The organism is Acetivibrio sp. MSJd-27 (assembly GCF_018918095.1).
Classification (GTDB): domain Bacteria; phylum Bacillota; class Clostridia; order UMGS1840; family HGM11507; genus HGM11507.
Genome location: NZ_JAHLPV010000001.1, coordinates 103,119 through 121,876, shown reverse-complemented (window position 1 = coordinate 121,876; position 18,758 = coordinate 103,119). Strand labels below are relative to the sequence as shown.

Sequence of the window (18,758 nt, the reverse complement as noted above, 5' to 3'; positions counted from 1 at the left end):
TGTTTTTCAATAAGGGATTTATACCCACATGCAATCTCCTATTGAAAAAAGAAAGCGGTTTTCGTTCTCTGAAAGCATAGGATAACAGAACAATTCCCATCGCTGGACAGGAGAAAGAAACGCTTCTGTCCCTGTGTGCCGTTGCGATATATATCTTTATGGAAGAGAAATGAAAAAGGATAGAAGATAAACGAAAATGACATACTAATGATAACCTTGTTTCAATAAGGGCTTGTCCCGTCATTCAACGAGGACAAGGGCACTGCATAGCAGTGCCGCGATCAGCGGGAGATTACACTCCCGCTGATCGCGGATATGAATCCCGCCGCCTTAAGAGGCGGGGGACATCTTGCCCGCAGTTATATGTTTCCGCTTTGCAAAGTTGAAACGCTGCATAACGGAGCAACACTTCTTAATGAAAAAGTATTACGATCTTTTTGAATAAATGTTCAAAATCGCTCATAAAATGAGCAAAAAAAGAGAATAATTTAGGAAGAATGATTCATAAATATTCAAAATAGTGCAATATGCTGAAAAATGATGAATGAATTTGGATGATATTTTGAGTGAAAATGATTGACTTTGACTGTATATGGTGGTATCATGATGTCAGATGAAAGACACAACACAGGAAGAGGAAGGGGATTGTTCATGCTGACGGAGGAAAGGCATGCGGCTATTTTGCGTCTGCTGGAAACCAAAAAAGCGGTGACTGTAGTGGAATTGACACATTTGCTGGACACATCAGAATCCACAATACGCCGGGATCTGGTAAGTCTTGACCGGATTGGAAAACTTAATAAGGTACATGGCGGTGCAACGGCGATTGCGGATAGCTACGGAGCGGAAGAGGCGGAAGTAGAGCTGAAGTATACCTTGAATATGGAGGAAAAGCGCAAAATTGCGTCCCGGGCGGCACAGTTGGTCAGCAAAAATGATTTTGTCTATTTCGATGCCGGAACCACAACAGAGATGGTTGCGGACTATTTGAGCAATCACAACGCGGTTTATGTCACCAATGGAATTGTGCTGGCCAGGAAACTGGCAAAGGCAGGCTTTCAGGTCTATATTCTTCCAGGAAAAGTTAAGGCTAGGACGGAGGCGGTTATTGGCGCGGAGGCGATGGAAGGTCTGAAAAAATATCATTTTACAATCGGATTCTTTGGAACAAACGGAGTCAGCCTCAAAGAGGGATATTCGACTCCCGATATTGAGGAGGCCATGGTGAAGCGGGAAGCGTTATCACGCTGCCGAAGGGGATACATTTTAACCGATCCCACCAAAGTTGGGAAAGTCTCGTCGGTTTCTTTCGGCAAGCTTTCTGACGCCTCTATCATAACAACCTGCCTTTCCGATAAGCAATTCAAATCGCACACGAATGTAGTGGAGGTGGAAGGATGATTTATACCGTAACGTTTAATCCCGCGCTGGACTATGTGGTCAGGATGAAGGAGTTAACGCTGGGTCAGGTGAACCGGACGCAGCATGAGGAAATCTATCCGGGTGGAAAAGGGATCAATGTTTCCGTTGTTCTGAAAAACCTTGGATTCGGCAGCCGGGCACTGGGATTTACAGCCGGCTTTACCGGAAAGCAAATCCAGCGGATGGTCGAGGCATTTGGATGTGAAACGGACTTTATAGACATTCCAAACGGTCTTTCGCGTATCAATGTAAAGATGAAAGCGGAAAAAGAAACCGAGATCAACGGACAGGGCCCGGAGATTACACAGAATGATATCTGTATTCTATATGAAAAATTGGAACAGCTGCGCGGGGACGATATTCTGGTGCTGGCCGGAAGCATTCCCAACACACTTCCGGCAGATATCTATGAGATTATTTTAAAAAGGCTGTCCGATAAAAAAATCCGCTCGGTGGTAGACGCTACAGGGGATTTGCTGTTAAATGTTTTAAAATACCGGCCTTTTTTAATAAAACCAAACAATCATGAACTGGGAGAAATATTTGACACGGAGCTGTACAGCAAGGATGAAATTGTGTTTTACGCAAAAAAATTGCAGCAGCTGGGGGCACGCAACGTATTGATCTCCATGGCGGGAGAGGGCGCCGTTTTGCTGGATGAAACGGGCGGCGTCCATCACAGCCTTCCGCCGGAGGGAAAGGTGGTTAATTCGGTGGGCGCCGGAGATTCCATGGTGGCAGGTTTTCTTGCGGGATACCTGGAGAAACAGGATTATGAATACGCTTTTCAAATGGGACTGTGCACAGGAAGCGCTTCGGCATTTTCCGAGTGGCTGGCCGTTCGGGAAGACGTATTGAAATTAATGAAAAAATACGAAAAAGAGAGGGAGGAAAAATCATGAAAATTACAGATTTGCTAAACAAATCCGCTATGCAGCTGAACGGAAAAGCTTCCAATAAAATGGAAGCCATCGACAAGCTGGTTGACTTGATGGCGGCAGCAGGCAACATCTCGGATAAGAAGGTTTATAAAGAGTGTATTCTCGCCCGTGAAAAAGAGGGAACCACTGGTATCGGCGAAGGCGTCGCCATCCCACATGCAAAGACAGATGTGGTGAAAAAGGCGGGGCTGAGTGTTATGGTATTGCCCCAAGGGGTCGATTTTGAATCCATGGATGGAGAGCCGGCAAAGCTGATATTTATGATTGCGGCACCAAATACAGAAGAAAACATTCATTTGGATGTTTTGGGAAGGCTTTCCATTCTGCTCATGGATGATAATTTCCGCAGAAAATTGATTTCTGCCGGCAGCAAAGAGCAATTTTTAAGTCTGGTGGATCAGGCGGAAAAAGAAAAATTTGAAGAAGAGAAAAAGGAAGAAAAACCCCGGGACGGCTTCCGGCTGATCGCGGTGACTGCCTGTCCGACCGGGATCGCCCACACTTATATGGCGGCGGAAAATTTGGAGAACACCGCCGAGGAAATGGGCATTTCCATTAAAGTGGAGACCGATGGATCCGGGGGTGCAAAAAATGTACCGACACGGAAACAGATCGAGGAGGCAGACTGTATTATCATTGCGGCGGACAAAAATGTGGAAACCGCACGTTTTGACGGAAAACCGGTTCTGTTTGCGAAGGTTGCCGACGGCATTCACAAGCCGAAAGAACTGATACAGGAAGCTTTAAGCGGAAACGTTCCGGTTTATCATTCCGGTGAAAAGCAGAGAGAAAACGCAGGTTCCCATGAGGATAAGGAAGGTGCGGCACATAAAATTTACAAGCATCTGATGAACGGCGTCTCCCATATGCTGCCCTTTGTCATCGGCGGAGGCATTTTGATTGCACTGGCGTTTTTGTTTGATAATTATGAGATAGACCCAAGTAATTTTGGTTCTAATCTACCCTTTCCGGCATTTCTAAAATCGGTCGGCGATGCTGCTTTTGGCTTTATGCTGCCGATTTTGGCGGGCTTTATCGCTATGAGCATCGGGGATCGTCCCGCTCTGGCAGTCGGTTTTGTCGGCGGACTGCTGGCGAAGGACGGCGGATCCGGATTCCTCGGCGCGTTGCTTGCCGGTTTCATTGCTGGTTACCTGATTGTAGGTCTCAGAAAGCTGTGCGACAAGCTACCGAAGAGCCTGGAAGGAATCAAGCCGGTTTTGATCTATCCTCTCGTGGGGATTCTCGCCATTGGAGCCATTATCACGTTTGTCGTCAACCCTCCGGTCGGCGCTTTCAACAACTGGCTGACCGGCGCGCTCAACAGCATGGGAGAGAGCAGCAAGATTATCCTGGGCTTTGTTCTGGGTGGAATGATGTCTATTGATTTCGGCGGTCCGCTGAACAAGGCGGCTTATGTGTTCGGAACCGCCTCCATTGCAACGGGACAGCTGGATATCATGGCGGCGGTCATGGTTGGCGGTATGGTTCCGCCGATTGCCATCGCACTGTGCACCACCTTCTTTAAAAATCGGTTTACCAGGAAAGAAAGGCAGTCTGGACTGACCAACTATATTATGGGGCTGGCGTTCATCACGGAGGGAGCTATTCCTTTTGCGGCATCGGATCCTCTGCGTGTCATCCCTGCCACGGCAATCGGCTCCGCGGTTGCGGGAGCACTGTCCATGCTGTTTGGGTGCACGCTGAGAGCCCCTCACGGCGGTGTGTTTGTCTTCCCCGTGGTGGGCAATCCCCTGTGGTATGTTGTGGCTCTGCTGGCAGGCTCCGTTGTAGGGATGATTCTGCTTGCACTATTTAAAAAGCCAATTCAAGAAGAACAATCATTGTCTTAAAATAAAATCGGAGAAAGGAAGTTTACCATGAAAGAATTTGACTATATTATCACGGATCCGGAGGGAATCCATGCAAGACCGGCCGGTTTGCTTGTAAAAGAAGCAGGCAAATTTCAGAGTAATATTCAGATAAAAAAAGGAGACAAAGCCGGAGACGCGAAGCGGATTTTTGCAGTGATGGCTTTGGCTGCCAAGAAAGGTGAAACCATCTCCGTGACCGCGGAAGGGGAAGACGAGGCGGAAGCGATCGCCGCGATGGAGGCATTTCTAAAAGAAAATCTTTAAATAGGCTGGATGACTGTTCGTATCTGGAGAACTGGACGGATTTCCTATCCGTCCGTTTTCCGTACGGAAGGGGAGCGTTCCCTTCACACAGCGAAAAGAGGTGGAGACAATGGAAAAATTCAGAGGAAAAGGTGTATTCGGCGGTATTGCCATTGGCAGAATATCGCTCTATAAACGCAAAGAGCAAAAGATAAAACGCTATCATATTGAAGATGTTCAGGCGGAGACAGAGCGGTTTCATGCGGCGCGGGATGAGGCGGTACGCCAGCTGAAAAACCTGTTTGAAAAGGCGGTTTCTGAAGTCGGCGAAGCCAATGCCATGATTTTTGATATTCACCAAATGATGTTGACCGATCTGGACTATTGTGAGTCGATCGAAAATATTATTCACACCCAGCAGGTGAATGCGGAGTATGCGGTTGGAACCACGGGCGACAACTTTTCCCAGATGTTTGCATCCATGGAGGACGCTTATATGAAAGAACGGGCGGCAGATGTCCGGGACGTGTCGGAACGGCTGATTGGCATACTGAGCGGCTCGGAGGATTCCGCTCTTTCTTCCGGGGAGCCGGTTATTATTATGGCGGATGACTTGGTTCCCAGTGAAACTGTCCAGCTTGACAAGAATATGGTGCTGGGCTTTGTGACGGTTCACGGATCGGCGAATTCCCACACGGCAATTCTGGCACGGACCATGAATATTCCTGCGATTATCAATACCGATATTGCGCTGAAGCCGGAGTATAACGGCATGACAGCGATTCTGGACGGATTTGAGGGAACTCTGGTGCTTGAGCCGGACGAGGAAACGCTTCGAAAAGCCCAGGAAAAACAGAAAAATGAAATAGAGAAGAAACAACTGCTGGAACAGCTCAAAGGGCAGGAGAATATCACACAGGATGGCAGAAAGATAGAGGTGTATGCGAATATCGGAAATCTTTCCGATGTGGGAAGTGTGCTCAAAAACGACGCCGGCGGAATCGGTTTGTTCCGCAGTGAATTTCTGTATTTGGAAAACAGTGACTATCCAACCGAAGAACAGCAGTTCTCCGTCTATAAAACGGTGGCGGAAAATATGGCGGGGAAAAAAGTGATTATCCGTACGCTGGACATCGGCGCCGACAAACAGGCGGATTACTTTCAGCTCCCGCCGGAGGAAAACCCCGCGATGGGATTCCGCGCGATACGCATCTGCCTGGAACGTCAGGAAATCTTTAAAACCCAGCTTCGGGCTCTGTTCCGCGCTTCCGCTTTTTCACGCATAGCGGTGATGTTTCCCATGATCACTTCGGTATCTGAAATAAAGGAAATCAAAAAGATCGTGGAACAGGTGAAGAGAGAATTAAAGGCGGAGAACCTGCCCTTTGATGAAAAGCTGGAGATGGGAATCATGATAGAGACCCCTGCGGCTGCTCTCGTAAGCGATCAGCTTGCCAAGGAGGTCGATTTCTTCAGCGTCGGCACCAATGATCTGACCCAGTATACCCTGGCGGTTGACCGCCAGAATCCCCAGCTGGATCGCTTTTATGACGCGCACCATCCAGCGGTTCTGCACATGCTGAAGCTGGTTGCGGACAACGCTCATAAAAACGGTATCTGGGCGGGTATCTGCGGAGAGCTGGCAGCGGATTTGGAACTGACCGAGGCGTTTCTTGCAATGGGGTTTGATGAGCTCTCCGTCTCCCCGCCGTTTGTTCTGAGACTCAGAAAGAAAATCCGGGAAACCAATTTGGATGCATGCCGTAAAACGATTCTTGAAAAGATAGAAAAGGGGGAGAGGCTGTGAGCAATATCTGGCATGACATCAGTCCAAAGCGGATCAGTCCTACGGATTTTATAACCGTGATTGAGATTCCGAAAGGCAGCAAAAAGAAGTATGAATTGGACAAGGAAACCGGAATGCTGGTGCTGGACAGAATTTTGTATACTTCCACCCACTATCCCGCCAATTATGGTTTTATTCCCAGAACCTATGCGGATGATTTGGATCCGCTGGACGTGCTTCTGCTGTGCTCGGAGGAAATTCATCCGCTGACACTGGTGAGAAGCTATCCGATCGGCGTCATTTCGATGATTGACAATGGAAGGAAGGATGAGAAGATCATTGCTATCCCCTATAATGATCCTACCTATAAACAGTATACCAGTATCGAACAGCTTCCACAGCATATTTTTGATGAGATGAGCCATTTCTTTTCCGTATATAAAGCGCTGGAGGGAAAAGAAACTGCCGTCAATGAAGTCAGCGGACCTGTCGAAGCTGTCAAAATTATTGAGCAGGCAATTGAAAACTATATTGCATATTACTGTAAATGATTTGAAAACGCTTATTGTCCTGAAACAGCAGTGCTCTTTGCCGGAGCACTGCTTTCTTTTTCGGATATAGGCGCTGCCGAAAGCAGGTATGAAATTCTGAAAAGAAGGAAAAGATCGAAAAAATTTAATTTGTTCTTCTTTGATGTTTGAAAAATCAGTATCGTTTTTGAAGTTTACATAAAATTCACATTTTATTTTGAGAAATCAAATGAAAAAAAGAGAAATCGTGTAAAAAGATAAGAAAAACGTATAAAATTTCTCTGTTTTTCAGAAAATAAGAGAAAACCTTGGAAACGAGTTAAAATTAGGATTTTACTTTCTGAAACTTTCTGCGTATAATAAAGCTATGAAAGTCAAAGAAAGTCAAAGTCAAAAGAGGGGCGGTAAAAATGAGAATATCTGATATTATTGAAGAATATATAAAAAGTGAGATGACAGACAATGAACTGGAAATCCGGCGTGCCGATTTAGCCAATAAATTCGGCTGTGTGCCCTCCCAAATCAACTATGTGATCAGCACCCGCTTCACTGCGGAAAACGGATTTATCGTGGAATCCCGCAGGGGAGGCGGCGGTTATATCCGAATCCGGAGGCTTGCGATGGATAAAAATTCTTATCTGATGAATCTGATTCATTCGATAGGTGGCGCTATCAAGCAGCAGGAGGCGTACCAGTATATCGGTACGCTCTATGACAATGATATCGTTGAGCGCAGGGAGGCGGAATTGATGATATCCGCTTTAAGCGATATTACACTGGCTCCGGCAGGAGAGGTCCGCGATCTGGTAAGGGCGAATATTTTAAAAAATATGCTGATTAAACTGATGTAGAATCGTCAAGGATAGAGTTAACAGAGAATTTAAAGGAGGTAATCTTTATGTTGTGTCAAAAATGTCAAAAGAATCCTGCCAATGTGAAAATCATCAAAAATATTAACGGAAACGTCATGGAACTGCATTTGTGCAGCGACTGTGCGGCCAGTGAAAACATTAAATTTCCATCTTTTCCGGCCGATGAGCTTTTTTCCGCTTTCTTTAAGGACTTCACTCCGCAGTTGGATACCGATGAAATGCGCTGTCCCACCTGTGATATGACTTACCGTGAATTTAAAAATCTGGGCAAATTCGGCTGCAGTGACTGCTTCACTGCCTTTGATAAATATATCGATGCGATGCTGAAATCCATTCACGGCAATATCGAGCATGTGGGAAAACTGCCGCAGCGTTCCGCAGCGCCTTTGAAAGTAAAACGCGAGATTGACGACTTAAAATATGAGCTCAGAAAGGCGGTCGAGGAAGAAAACTTTGAACAGGCCGCTCAGCTTCGCGATAGAATTAGGGAATTGGAGAAAGGAGAATCCACCAATGACAAATAAGGAGAGTGTTGTAATAAGCACAAGGATAAGGCTGGCCAGGAACTATAAAAAGTTTCCCTTTCTTCCGAAAATCAGTGACAAGCAGGCAACCGAAGTGATAGAAACAGCAAAAGGCTGTATGCTGACAGCCAGCTCGGCGGCGGAAGAGGAATTCCGGTTTGTCGACAGAGAGGGATTAAAAAGAGAGGGCGGCTCCCTTCTGGAAAAGCATTTGCTAAGCCCCAATATGCTGAATCTGGAGCATCCCTGCGGCGTGATTGTCAGCAGGGATGAGACCATCAGTGTTATGCTCAACGAGGAGGATCACATTCGTATTCAGGTCATTGAGCCGGGGTATGATTTAAGGAAAGCTTATATGCAGGCAGACAAGCTGGATAATCTGCTGGAGGAAGGCGCTGAATATGCCTTTCATGAGCATTACGGTTATCTGACCAGCTGTCCCACCAATATTGGTACAGGCCTTCGGGCTTCCGTTATGCTTCATTTACCGGCCATCGTGATGGCGAACCGAATGAATGAGCTGATTTCCACGGTAAGCAAGTTTGGCATCACGGTGCGGGGAATTTATGGCGAAGGTTCGGAAGCATTGGGAAATATCTTTCAATTTTCCAATCAGGTCACCCTCGGCTTGTCGGAAAAAGAAACCATAGACAAGCTGGAAAATGTAGTAAATCAAATTATCGACCAGGAGATCAGCTTCCGCCAGAAGCTGAAAAATGACAACCTGATTGATAAGATTTCCAGGAGCTATGGTATCCTAAAATACGCCTATCTCATATCCTATAAAGAGTTTATGAATCTTTGGAGCTATGTCCGGCTGGGCGTGTCCATGGGAATCTTGCCGGATATGAGCTGGAAAACATTAAACGATCTGCTCTATCGGTGCGGTCCGTACACGATCCTGTACAGTTCAAAGGAGAATATGGATGCCGCCAGAAGGGACAAAGCGAGAGCGGAGATATTGAAAAAAACACTGCAGTAAAAGGATTACTGCCGATTCAAAGGAGGTTTGAAAACCATGATGGAAAAAAGATTTACCCAAAAAGCGGCCGCCGCAATCAATTTGGCGGAAAACTCGGCTGCTCAGTTCGGGCATAACTATATTGGATCCGAGCATCTGCTGCTGGGTCTCATCCGTGAGGGCAGCGGAATCGCTTATAATATCCTGGAGAAAAATGAAGTGACGGAGGAAAAGGTGGCCCAGCAGATCAGTCAGATGATTGGAACCGGTACAGCCGGGGAGGGATATCAGAGAGCACTGACTCCCCGTACAAAACGAATCATCGAAATGAGCTTCGAGATTGCCCGATCTTTAAACCATAGTTTTATCGGTACCGAGCATATGCTGATGGCAATTTTGGAGGAGACCGACTGCGTCGCCTGCCAGATCATAGAAAGCTTAGGGAAAAGCCCTGACCGTATCAAACGGGAGATTGTGGACTTAATAGAGGATTCGGATAACCTTGGCGCAACGCCTGCCAAGGGAACCGGTTCTTCGAAAAGTGCCAAGACACCTACGATTGACCAATATGGGAAAGATTTGAATCAAAGTGTCCGTGACGGCAAAACCGACCCGATTATCGGCCGTGATGCGGAGATCCAGCGCGTGATTGAAATTTTGTCCAGAAGGACGAAAAACAATCCCTGCCTAATCGGGGAACCGGGCGTTGGAAAGACAGCTATCGTCGAAGGCTTGGCACAGAAAATCGTGGAGGGCAAAGTGCCTGAAACACTGAAGAATAAAAGGGTTGTCACCCTTGATTTGACGTCCATGCTGGCTGGGGCGAAATACCGCGGTGAGTTCGAGGAACGGATCAAGAAAGTGCTGGAGGAAGTGGTCAGCGCCAAAAATGTTATTCTGTTTTTGGATGAGATTCATACGATTGTCGGCGCAGGAGCTGCGGAAGGAGCAATCGATGCGGCGAATATTCTAAAGCCGTCTCTCGCCAGAGGCGAGATTCAGATTGTCGGCGCTACCACGCTGGACGAATACCGCAAATATATCGAAAAAGATGCTGCTTTGGAGAGAAGATTTCAGCCGGTCACGGTGGAGGAACCCAGTGTGGAGGAGACGATTCAGATTTTAAAAGGCATCCGTGACAAATATGAAGCGCATCACAAAGCAAAAATCACAGATGAGGCGCTGAAAGCGGCGGCAAATTTATCCGCGCGTTATATCACCGACCGGTTTCTGCCGGATAAAGCGATCGACTTGATCGATGAAGCGGCGTCTAAAATCCGCATCAAAAATCTGACAGCTCCGCCGGATTTGAAGAGTCTGGAAGATAAACTGGAAACGCTGAAAAACGAAAAAAACGAAGCCATTACAGCACAGGACTTTGAACGTGCCGCGAAACTGCGGGATGAAGAGACTTCATTAAAAACGGAATTGGAAGAGAAGAAAAAAGACTGGAGCGATCAGAACGGAAAGAATTATCCGACCGTTACGGAGGAAAGCATTGCTGAGGTACTGTCCAGCTGGACAAAGATTCCGGTTGCACGCTTGACGCAGGAGGAGAGCGAACGCCTTCTTCACCTGGAGGATACCCTTCATAAAAGGGTGGTTGGCCAGAGTGAAGCGGTCAGCGCCGTGGCCAGAGCGATCCGGCGCTCAAGAGCCGGTTTAAAGGATCCGAAACGGCCGATCGGTTCGTTCCTGTTTCTGGGGCCGACCGGTGTTGGAAAAACGGAACTGTCCAAAGCATTGGCGGAAGTACTGTTTGACAATGAAGATTCCATCATCCGTATTGATATGTCAGAATATATGGAGAAGCACTCCGTGTCCCGTCTGATTGGATCGCCTCCCGGCTATGTCGGTCACGAGGAGGGAGGACAGCTGACCAAGAAGGTTCGGCAAAATCCCTATTCCGTTATCCTGTTCGATGAAATCGAGAAAGCACATCCGGATGTTTTCAATGCCCTTCTGCAGATTCTGGAGGACGGCATTTTGACGGATTCTCAAGGACGCAGGGTAGACTTTAAGAATACGGTTATCATCATGACATCAAACGTGGGGGCAAGGCTGATTACCAACGAGAGCAAGAGTCTTGGGTTTGCAGCGGAAACAGAGGAAAATAAAAAGGAACGGGATTATGAAACCATCAAAGCGGATGTGCTGGGAGAACTGAAAAAGATGTTCCGTCCGGAATTCCTGAACCGGATTGACGAGATCATTGTATTCCGCCAGCTGACGGGCGATGAGATCAAAGAGATCGCCAAGATTATGGTAAGAGAGCTTGTAAACCGTGTGAAATCTCAAGGGATTGATGTGGATGTGGATGATTCTGTCTATGAATACCTGAGAAAAGAAGGCTTTGACATAACCTATGGCGCAAGGCCGCTGAGACGGGCAATTCAGTCCAAAATGGAGGATATGCTCTCCGAGGAACTGCTGTCCGGTGAGGTGAAGAAAGGGGACCGCATTAAATTGATTGCCAAGGATGATAAAATAGCGGTCGAGAAATAAAAGAGTTTTTAGGAAAAGTATTTTATTCAACGATTGGAATAAAAAGGGAAAGAGCCGTATCATGCGAATGATACGGCTTTTTCCTATTTTTTGCAGTCTGGAAAATTGTATGGAAAAGTTGTGCTTTCAAAATGAAAATTTTTTCAATAAGGTGGAACTCTTTCTTTCATTACAACATAGGTAACTGCACCGATTTGTGCGCGATTGCATGTATCAAAAAATAGTGCAGACAGCAGACTTGTATTTTTATGAGTGTTCTGCTTCCTCCGCATCCGCTTTTGTTCGGTGAACCGTTCCCTTCGGATGCTGCGGGGGAGCGTAAATGGAGTAAAGTTTCAAAGGCCTGCTGCCTGTATTGATCAAATTATGCCAAGTGCCGGCGGGAATAACAATCCCAAATCCTTCATGTACATATTGTTGGAAATTTAAATTATTTTTATTGCTGCCCATTCGGAGCATACCATTGCCTGATTCTACCCGAAGAAATTGATCAACATCGGGATGAAGCTCCAATCCGATATCTTCTCCTGGATTTAAACTCATCAGTGTAACCTGCAGATGATTTCCGGTCCACAGGGCACGGCGGAATGCATCATTTCTTCTCGCAGCCATGGAAATATTGAGTGCGAACGGATTTGGGCCGTAATCATTAAAATTCTGTTCCGGAGCATTTCTGTATTGCATGGGGAATACCTCCTTTCCTGTTATTATCATATGAACTCATCTGGGAAAAGTGATCTCTTCCAATGAATCGCTGCATTGAGGGCAATGCCATCATGGAAAAGGCGCGGCGGAAATCTACGGAACGGGAACCTTGCATATGGTATGGAACTATTTTATAATAGAATCAAATAAAGGTGTCATCCGTGTCAGACAGTGAATTTTCTCTTAAGCATTAGGGCGTCGAATCCAATATAGTTTCCACAGGAAAATTTTGCGCAATCCTGCGTCAAAATGCTCGTCAATCCGTCAGGATTATCTGCGCTTTTTCCTTGTTTTACGAAAAAATTTGCTCTGTGGAAACTCTGCGACCCTGCACATAGGCAAATTTTCGTTTTTTGGTGCGTAAGGGTGCAGCAAGGCTGACGCCTTACAAGACCGACAATCCGAAAAGGCGGAAATTTAACAAGTGCAGGGCATATGGGGTTTGACTCCCTAATGCTTAATTGTCTCAAAAAATAACGAACAGCGTATTTGCGATTATATCGGCGAATCCATGGAATAAAATGGATTCGATACGGTGCTTATTCTTTCGAAGCTGTTTTTGTCAGAAGAGTAAAAGGTTTTATCTCATACTTTATTCATCTTTAAACCCCGATATGTGTGCGGAGAATTGTGAAAACAATATGCAGATTCCAGCGTTCGATGTAATTGAAAAAACTAAAAAATGGAAGTGCCAAAAAATATCGATTCACGGATGCGGAGGAGAACGACAGGGAAAGGAGGTGTCCAATGTTTTTGCTTGAAAATGAGATGTTTGAGCGGAAGGAGGACATGTTGCTGTATGCATTGGAGGAGGGAATACTCAAAGAAATGGATGTGCTTGAGGAATTGCAGGGTATGATTCCGGAGGATATGGTGCAGCTTGTTATGGACTACGGTAATATGGATGAAATTTGTGCCTCTCTTTTGGAATTTGATGAAGAGGAAAGATGGGAGTGAGCAACAGTGAAATGCTGCAGAAAAATAAAACGCTGTAAGAACAGAACGTTTTCCGCGTTGAGAAGACAGGACATCATTCCATGCGGCTGCAAAAAAATGTGCACGAGCCTAGGAAATCCTGCAGAGATCAAAAAGAATATGGAATTGCTGAAACTCTATCAGAGAGTCTATGGAACAAATATCACACAGTAAAAAATAACCCGCTATATCAATAACAGCGGGTTAATTCTTTATTTAGATAAAAGGCGTCAGCTCCAACCGGATAAAATAGCCGCGGTCGTGTTCACAGACCGGACAGACAGCAGGGGCTTCTTTTCCGTGAAAGACATAGCCGCAGTTTAAGCACATCCAGCCGGTTTCCACGTCCGAGACAAACAGTTTGTTTTCCTTGAGCATCTGCGCAAGCCTTCCAAAGCGGTCGCTGTGCGTCTTCTCAATGACCGAGATATTATGGAAAATGGCTGCTGTCCGGGAAAATCCTTCCTCCTTCGCCTTATCGCCAAAGGCCTTGTAAACCGGATCATATTCCTCATATTCATTGTGCTGTGCTGCTTTGAGAACGTCGTACATACTGTCGTACAGATCGATGGGATAAGCCCCGTCAATCGTGATATTTTCACCAGCCAGTTCTTTCATCTGATGATAAAAAATCTCAGCATGTTCTTTCTCCTGGGCCGCCGTGAAGGTAAAGACCGCTTCAATGACATGAAGATGTTCTTTTTTTGCCTGGGAGGCGGCAAAGACATAGCGGTTTCTGGCCTGACTTTCGCCGGCAAAAGCGCGCATCAGGTTTGTTTTGGTTTCGCTGTTTCTAAAATCCATCTGAAAATCCTCCTTGTCCGAAAAATATTTCAATATCTCTGATAGGATTTCCAGTTTCGAAAAAATTATGATGAACTGTATTTCAAAAAATTATTTTTAAGATTATTTTTTGCAGCGTTGTTAAGCATTAGAGAGTCGAACACAATATGGTTTCCACAGGCAAATTTTCCGCAATCCTGCGTCAAAATGCTCGTCAATCCGTCAGGATGATCTGCGCTTTTTCCTTGTCTTACAAAAAATTTGCTCCGTGGAAACTCTGCGACCCTGCACATAGGAATCTTTCGATCAATTCGTTTTTTTGGTGCGTAAGGGTGCAGCAAGGCTGACAATCCGAAAAGGCGGAAATTTAACATGTGCAGGGCATATGGGGTTCAACTCCCTAATGCTTATGGAAAAGGTTTCTAAAAGAACCGTAATTGCTGGGGACCGGCTGCGTCTTGGCTTGCCTTTTCTTCCTTTAGTAAATGGAGTGGAATTTCTTTCAGAAAACGGGAAGGGCTTCCGTTTGTCAGAAGGATTAGCTTCTCCTGTGCCCTTGTCATTCCAACATAGAAAAGCCTTCTCTCCTCCTCGGTATCCGCTGTATTTTTTGCGGTTTTAAGGGGCAGAAACGGCTGTTTCAGCCCGCACAGAAATACCACGGGAAATTCCAAGCCCTTTGCTCCATGCAATGTCATCAGAGAAACAGAGTCGGAGGAGTGAAATCCAGTTCCGCTGCGGATGAGATCACTTTCCCGTCCCAGTTTCAAATTGAGCAAAAAATCTGCCGGATCTTCAAAAAAACAAGCCATATTTATCAGGCGGACGACAGAGGGGTTCTCATCTATTGCAAGCTCCGCAGCAAAACCCGCTATCAGCTTCTGCGTTCTTTCCTGTTCCAGCATGGGCAGATAACGTATTGCCAGCCGATGCCATTTCTCAACGGCGCGATCCTCCTGGAAGGATAAAGGAAGTTTTTGATAGCATTCCTCCGCTGTCTGAACCTCTCGAAAGACATGAATGGGGAAACGTTGTATCATATCCTCTGAACCATCCATAAGCGTTTTCAGACATACTTTCAGGGAAAGAACATCCTCCGGATGAAGCAGGTGAGAAAAGAAACTTAAAATACCTCTAACGGATTCTTCCTCCAGAAAATCTTCTCTGCCGGATACCGTATACGGAATGCCTTCTTTTTTTAAACATTTTTCCAGGACAGACGCCTGACGGTGAGTGCGGTACAGCACGGCAAAATCGGAAAAGCCATAGCGGTGTCCGTTGTCACTGTGTCGGGAAGAATCCAGCATGTCAACCCCGCCCACCATTCGGTTGATTTCTTTGGCAATATAGATTGCCTCGGAAAAATCGCTTTCCGATGTGACGAGCCGGACGGGTTCACCAGGATTGTTGCGGGCAGTAAGAAAACGTTCATATCCGGATGCAGGATTTTTCTGGATAACCGGAAGGGCACAGGACAAAATTTCAGGTGTGGAGCGGTAGTTTTCAAGAAGGCAAATTTGTTGCGTTTGAGGGTGCTCTTCCAAAAAACGCTTGAAAAATTCGGTATCCGATCCACGGAATCCATAGACAGACTGATCCGGATCTCCTATCAGAAAGATATTCTGTTTTCCCCAGGCACAGATCAAACGATATTGCAGTTCGTTGATATCCTGAAATTCATCCACTAACAGATAGCGGCACGAAGGCATTTCTCCTTCTTCTGTCAAGCGCAGTGCATGAAGCAGTACATCGTCGTAATCCATGACTCCATATTGTGAAAGTTTCTGCTGATAAAGCGAACAAGCCTTATCCAACGGCTCTGTAACCGAATCGGTCAAACCGTTTTTCATCCGAGAAATTTTATCCAGAAGCTTTTGTGCGGAGCCTTTTTGTGAAAGCGCCTGCAGCACCTCTCCCGCCACAGCTTGCGCGCAGTATGGTTCGATAAGAGGCAATGCCTTATCATGCTGTGCTAGAAATTTCAGACAGATGCTGTGAAAGGTTCCGATGGTGATTTCATCCGCGGTTTCTTTCCCAAGTGTCTGATTCAAACGTTTCCTCATCTCTTCGGCAGCCTTGTTTGTGAAGGTTACCGCAATGATTTCAGAGGGGAGCACACCTCTTTCCCGGATACAGAAAACGATGCGGGAAACAAGTGTTTTTGTCTTTCCGGTTCCTGGTCCGGCAATGACAGCAATGGAGGAAGTCTCCGATTGAACGGCAAGTCTTTGCCGATCATTTAGCCCTTCTGTCTGTGAAGGCTGGCTTTTCGGCTCCGGCGAAAGGGCGGAAGCAAATTCGGTTTTTCCAATGGCCTTTCCCTTCCTCTTTTTTCTCTCAGAGTTGCCGGCCGTTTCCGGCGCAAAGCTGATTTGTCCTGACAGAAGATTGATTTCATCCTGATTCAGCAGCTTAATTTTTCCGTATTCCCCGTCATATCCTGGTTCCAGAACCACTTTGCCCAGCCGCATGCGCAGAATTCCCTCCGCAATCAGAGGACCGGCGGCTTGCCGGATATCCTCTGTTGGAATCCGGCGCAGAATATCAAATTCGGAACCCAATTTTTCCAGCATGGTTTCATATTGTGCGAGAACCTTTTTGGAAGCGGCTCCAACCCCAAAGCAGGACGCGATGATCTCCGGAAGAGGAATGATGCTTTCAAAATGCCCGGCACTCTGCGGGCGGAAGCCCTCCCGGCGGTCTGCCAGCTGCTCGACGCGGTGAAGAACTCCCACCGTAATCTTTTTGCCGCAGACAGGGCATTTTCCGTTGTTTTCCTCCGTTTCCCCAGGCGTGAGGCAGAGATTGCATTTCCGATGACCGTCCAGATGATATTTTCCCTCTTCGGGAAAAAATTCCAGAGTTCCCGCATATCCCTTTCCCGATCCGTTCAGAGCCTGATAAAGTCCGGTATAAGAGAGCTCGCAGTCCAGAAGGGTAGCTTCCCGTCCGAGCTTGGAGGGGGAATGGGCATCGGAATTGGATACCAGCCGGTAACCGTCCAGTGCGGAAAGCCGCCAGTTCATCGGTGGATCGGAAGAAAGACCGGTTTCCAGAGCGTGAATATGGGGTGTTAAATCTTCAAAGCATTCCTCGATGGTGTCAAATCCGGAAAAGGCACCGAAAAGGGAAAAGTGGGGGGTCCAGATGTGTGCTGGAATGAATATGGCATTTGGACATGCTTCCAGAGTGATTTCCAAAAGATCACGGCTGTCCAGTCCAAGGATCGGTCTGCCATCGGAATGTATATTTCCAATCGCTTCCAGACGGACTGCAAGTGTTTCCGCTTCTTCCAGACCGGGCAGCAAAATCAGGTTGTGCACTTTGCGCACTTTTCCGTTCTTTTTATAAATGAAACTAATTTCTCCGGATATCACAAAACGAGGTTGTTTCCCGTCCGTTCCGATTCGATAAGGAGCTTTCAGGCAATAGAGCCCTTCCTCGGCGGGCTGGAGTTTTTCTCTCAGTTCTTCCCGCCAGGCTGGATGGGTAAAATCGCCGGTTCCTACCAAATCGATCCCTTTCCGTCTGGCCCAGACATCCAAATGCTCCGGTATACAGTCTTTGCTGGTGGCTCTTGAATATTTGGAATGGATATGCAAATCAGCAATCAGCATGGTATTTCCTCCTTTCAATGGAATCCTAAAATCGTTTTCGGAATGAATTTATTATAACAAGATGAAACGCTTTTGGCAACAAAATCCATATGAAAAGCATTTCCATTTCGCAAAAAGACAACCTTTCCATCTTTTCTTCAAAAGATTTGCTACTTCAGGTGAGATTATGGTATAATATGCGCAGGGCATATTATACAGCTATGTCCAAGCTTCTCGTCCGGAACAAGTCCGGACAACCGAAGCTCATGGACAATTATACCATAAAAAGTGTTGCTTTTATGGTATAATAACCTCACAAACCTCTAGAACATTGAAAATGTTAAGAGGTTTGGAGAACGATTGAATCACAATACTGCGGCGACATTCCGCCGCCTTCGTTGTTGTGGTATAATAACCTAAAATGAAAAAGATAATGCGGGAGGTATATAGAAATGCATAAAATCGCAGTGCTTTTATTCTCGGTTTGCGTGCTGTTTACGGGATGTTCCAGTTCAAGCATTGGAATCATCGGCGGTGCAGATGGGCCTACGCAGGTTTATGTATCCTCAGATGGCGCGCAGGAGAACAAAGAAAACACAGGGCAAGGCGTACGGATGGTTAATGTGAACGGAGAGCTGTATTATGACACCGGAAAAGAGAGTGAAACAGAAGCCCGCTGCGGTGTTATGGACGGTCAGATAACCGCTGAAACAGAGTTGCCCAAGATTCCAGCAGAGGAGAATACATCTAACTTCGGGACGGAATTTGGCTATCAGCTGGGCACAGGAGATACGATTGAAATACCGGTCGACGGCAAATGGTATTTGTTCCGTAAGCTGTCAGCCGACAGGGATATCAGCTATTATAAATACTGCGTTGCATTAAAGGGTACTTTGCCAAACGCAGAGAGGGAAAGCAGCTATATTGTCCTGACAAACGACAGAAATCTAACCTTTGAGAAAGCTTCCAAATCAATTTATAGTTCCTCCACCGCTGATCAGCTGGATCTGTACTTTGTATCGATGGAGTAAGCTTTTTTAA

Annotated in this window: 15 protein-coding genes; 12 read left to right on the top strand and 3 right to left on the bottom strand. The window is 46.3% G+C overall.

Annotation, left to right across the window (positions count from 1 at the left end; all coding sequences use genetic code 11):
* Nucleotides 1-603 precede the first annotated feature (603 nt).
* The 10 genes from KQI32_RS00535 (at nucleotide 604) to KQI32_RS00490 (ending at nucleotide 11,658) form a co-directional block, all read left to right on the top strand.
* The gene (locus KQI32_RS00535; protein ID WP_308167024.1) at nucleotides 604-1,401 is read left to right on the top strand and encodes a DeoR/GlpR family DNA-binding transcription regulator; all 798 of its coding nucleotides are present in this window, start codon (nucleotides 604-606) and stop codon (nucleotides 1,399-1,401) included.
* Nucleotides 1,398-2,324 carry a 1-phosphofructokinase gene (gene pfkB, locus KQI32_RS00530; protein ID WP_177689521.1) on the top strand — a complete coding sequence of 309 codons (927 nt, stop codon included), beginning with the start codon at nucleotides 1,398-1,400 and terminating at the stop codon, nucleotides 2,322-2,324. Before KQI32_RS00535 ends, pfkB begins: the two co-directional genes overlap by 4 nt.
* Entirely contained in the window at nucleotides 2,321-4,216 is a 1,896-nt protein-coding gene (locus KQI32_RS00525) for a fructose-specific PTS transporter subunit EIIC (protein ID WP_216423512.1), read from the top strand. The genes pfkB and KQI32_RS00525 overlap by 4 nt, the downstream gene beginning before the upstream one ends.
* Before the next feature lie 27 nt (nucleotides 4,217-4,243).
* Nucleotides 4,244-4,501, top strand: a complete 258-nt coding sequence (locus KQI32_RS00520) for an HPr family phosphocarrier protein (RefSeq protein WP_216423511.1) — start codon at nucleotides 4,244-4,246, stop codon at nucleotides 4,499-4,501.
* A gap of 109 nt (nucleotides 4,502-4,610) precedes the next feature.
* Nucleotides 4,611-6,287, top strand: coding sequence for a phosphoenolpyruvate--protein phosphotransferase (ptsP, locus tag KQI32_RS00515; protein WP_216423510.1), 1,677 nt, complete (start codon nucleotides 4,611-4,613; stop codon nucleotides 6,285-6,287).
* Nucleotides 6,284-6,817, top strand: coding sequence for an inorganic diphosphatase (locus KQI32_RS00510; RefSeq protein ID WP_177689526.1), 534 nt, complete (start codon nucleotides 6,284-6,286; stop codon nucleotides 6,815-6,817). The genes ptsP and KQI32_RS00510 overlap by 4 nt, the downstream gene beginning before the upstream one ends.
* A 389-nt stretch (nucleotides 6,818-7,206) precedes the next feature.
* The gene (locus KQI32_RS00505) at nucleotides 7,207-7,647 is read left to right on the top strand and encodes a CtsR family transcriptional regulator (protein WP_177689527.1); all 441 of its coding nucleotides are present in this window, start codon (nucleotides 7,207-7,209) and stop codon (nucleotides 7,645-7,647) included.
* 47 nt (nucleotides 7,648-7,694) lie between these two features.
* Nucleotides 7,695-8,192: a UvrB/UvrC motif-containing protein gene (locus KQI32_RS00500; protein ID WP_177689528.1), complete on the top strand. Its 498-nt coding sequence runs from the start codon at nucleotides 7,695-7,697 to the stop codon at nucleotides 8,190-8,192.
* Nucleotides 8,182-9,174: a protein arginine kinase gene (locus tag KQI32_RS00495; protein WP_177689529.1), complete on the top strand. Its 993-nt coding sequence runs from the start codon at nucleotides 8,182-8,184 to the stop codon at nucleotides 9,172-9,174. Before KQI32_RS00500 ends, KQI32_RS00495 begins: the two co-directional genes overlap by 11 nt.
* Nucleotides 9,175-9,213: 39 nt before the next feature.
* Complete coding sequence (locus KQI32_RS00490; RefSeq protein WP_177689534.1) at nucleotides 9,214-11,658, top strand: ATP-dependent Clp protease ATP-binding subunit; 2,445 nt, start codon at nucleotides 9,214-9,216, stop codon at nucleotides 11,656-11,658.
* Between the two features lie 246 nt (nucleotides 11,659-11,904).
* On the opposite strand, the gene KQI32_RS00485 is transcribed toward KQI32_RS00490, so the two are convergent.
* Entirely contained in the window at nucleotides 11,905-12,342 is a 438-nt protein-coding gene (locus KQI32_RS00485) for a cupin domain-containing protein (protein WP_374197050.1), read from the bottom strand.
* A gap of 768 nt (nucleotides 12,343-13,110) precedes the next feature.
* Here KQI32_RS00485 and KQI32_RS00480 point away from each other — a divergent pair.
* On the top strand, nucleotides 13,111-13,320 hold the full coding sequence (locus tag KQI32_RS00480) for a hypothetical protein (RefSeq protein WP_177689531.1): 210 nt from the start codon (nucleotides 13,111-13,113) through the stop codon (nucleotides 13,318-13,320).
* A 234-nt stretch (nucleotides 13,321-13,554) separates the two neighbouring features.
* Here KQI32_RS00480 and rbr read toward each other — a convergent pair whose 3' ends face one another.
* Together rbr and KQI32_RS00470 are read right to left on the bottom strand one after the other, a co-directional pair.
* Nucleotides 13,555-14,142 (bottom strand): rubrerythrin, encoded by a 588-nt coding sequence (gene rbr, locus KQI32_RS00475; RefSeq protein WP_216423508.1) that lies wholly within the window; start codon nucleotides 14,140-14,142, stop codon nucleotides 13,555-13,557.
* A 401-nt stretch (nucleotides 14,143-14,543) separates the two neighbouring features.
* Nucleotides 14,544-17,738 (bottom strand): UvrD-helicase domain-containing protein, encoded by a 3,195-nt coding sequence (locus KQI32_RS00470; RefSeq protein ID WP_216423507.1) that lies wholly within the window; start codon nucleotides 17,736-17,738, stop codon nucleotides 14,544-14,546.
* Nucleotides 17,739-18,169: 431 nt separating this feature from the next.
* On the opposite strand from KQI32_RS00470, the gene KQI32_RS00465 reads away from it, so the two are divergent.
* Nucleotides 18,170-18,748 (top strand): hypothetical protein, encoded by a 579-nt coding sequence (locus tag KQI32_RS00465; RefSeq protein ID WP_177691417.1) that lies wholly within the window; start codon nucleotides 18,170-18,172, stop codon nucleotides 18,746-18,748.
* The last annotated feature ends 10 nt before the right edge of the window (nucleotides 18,749-18,758 follow it).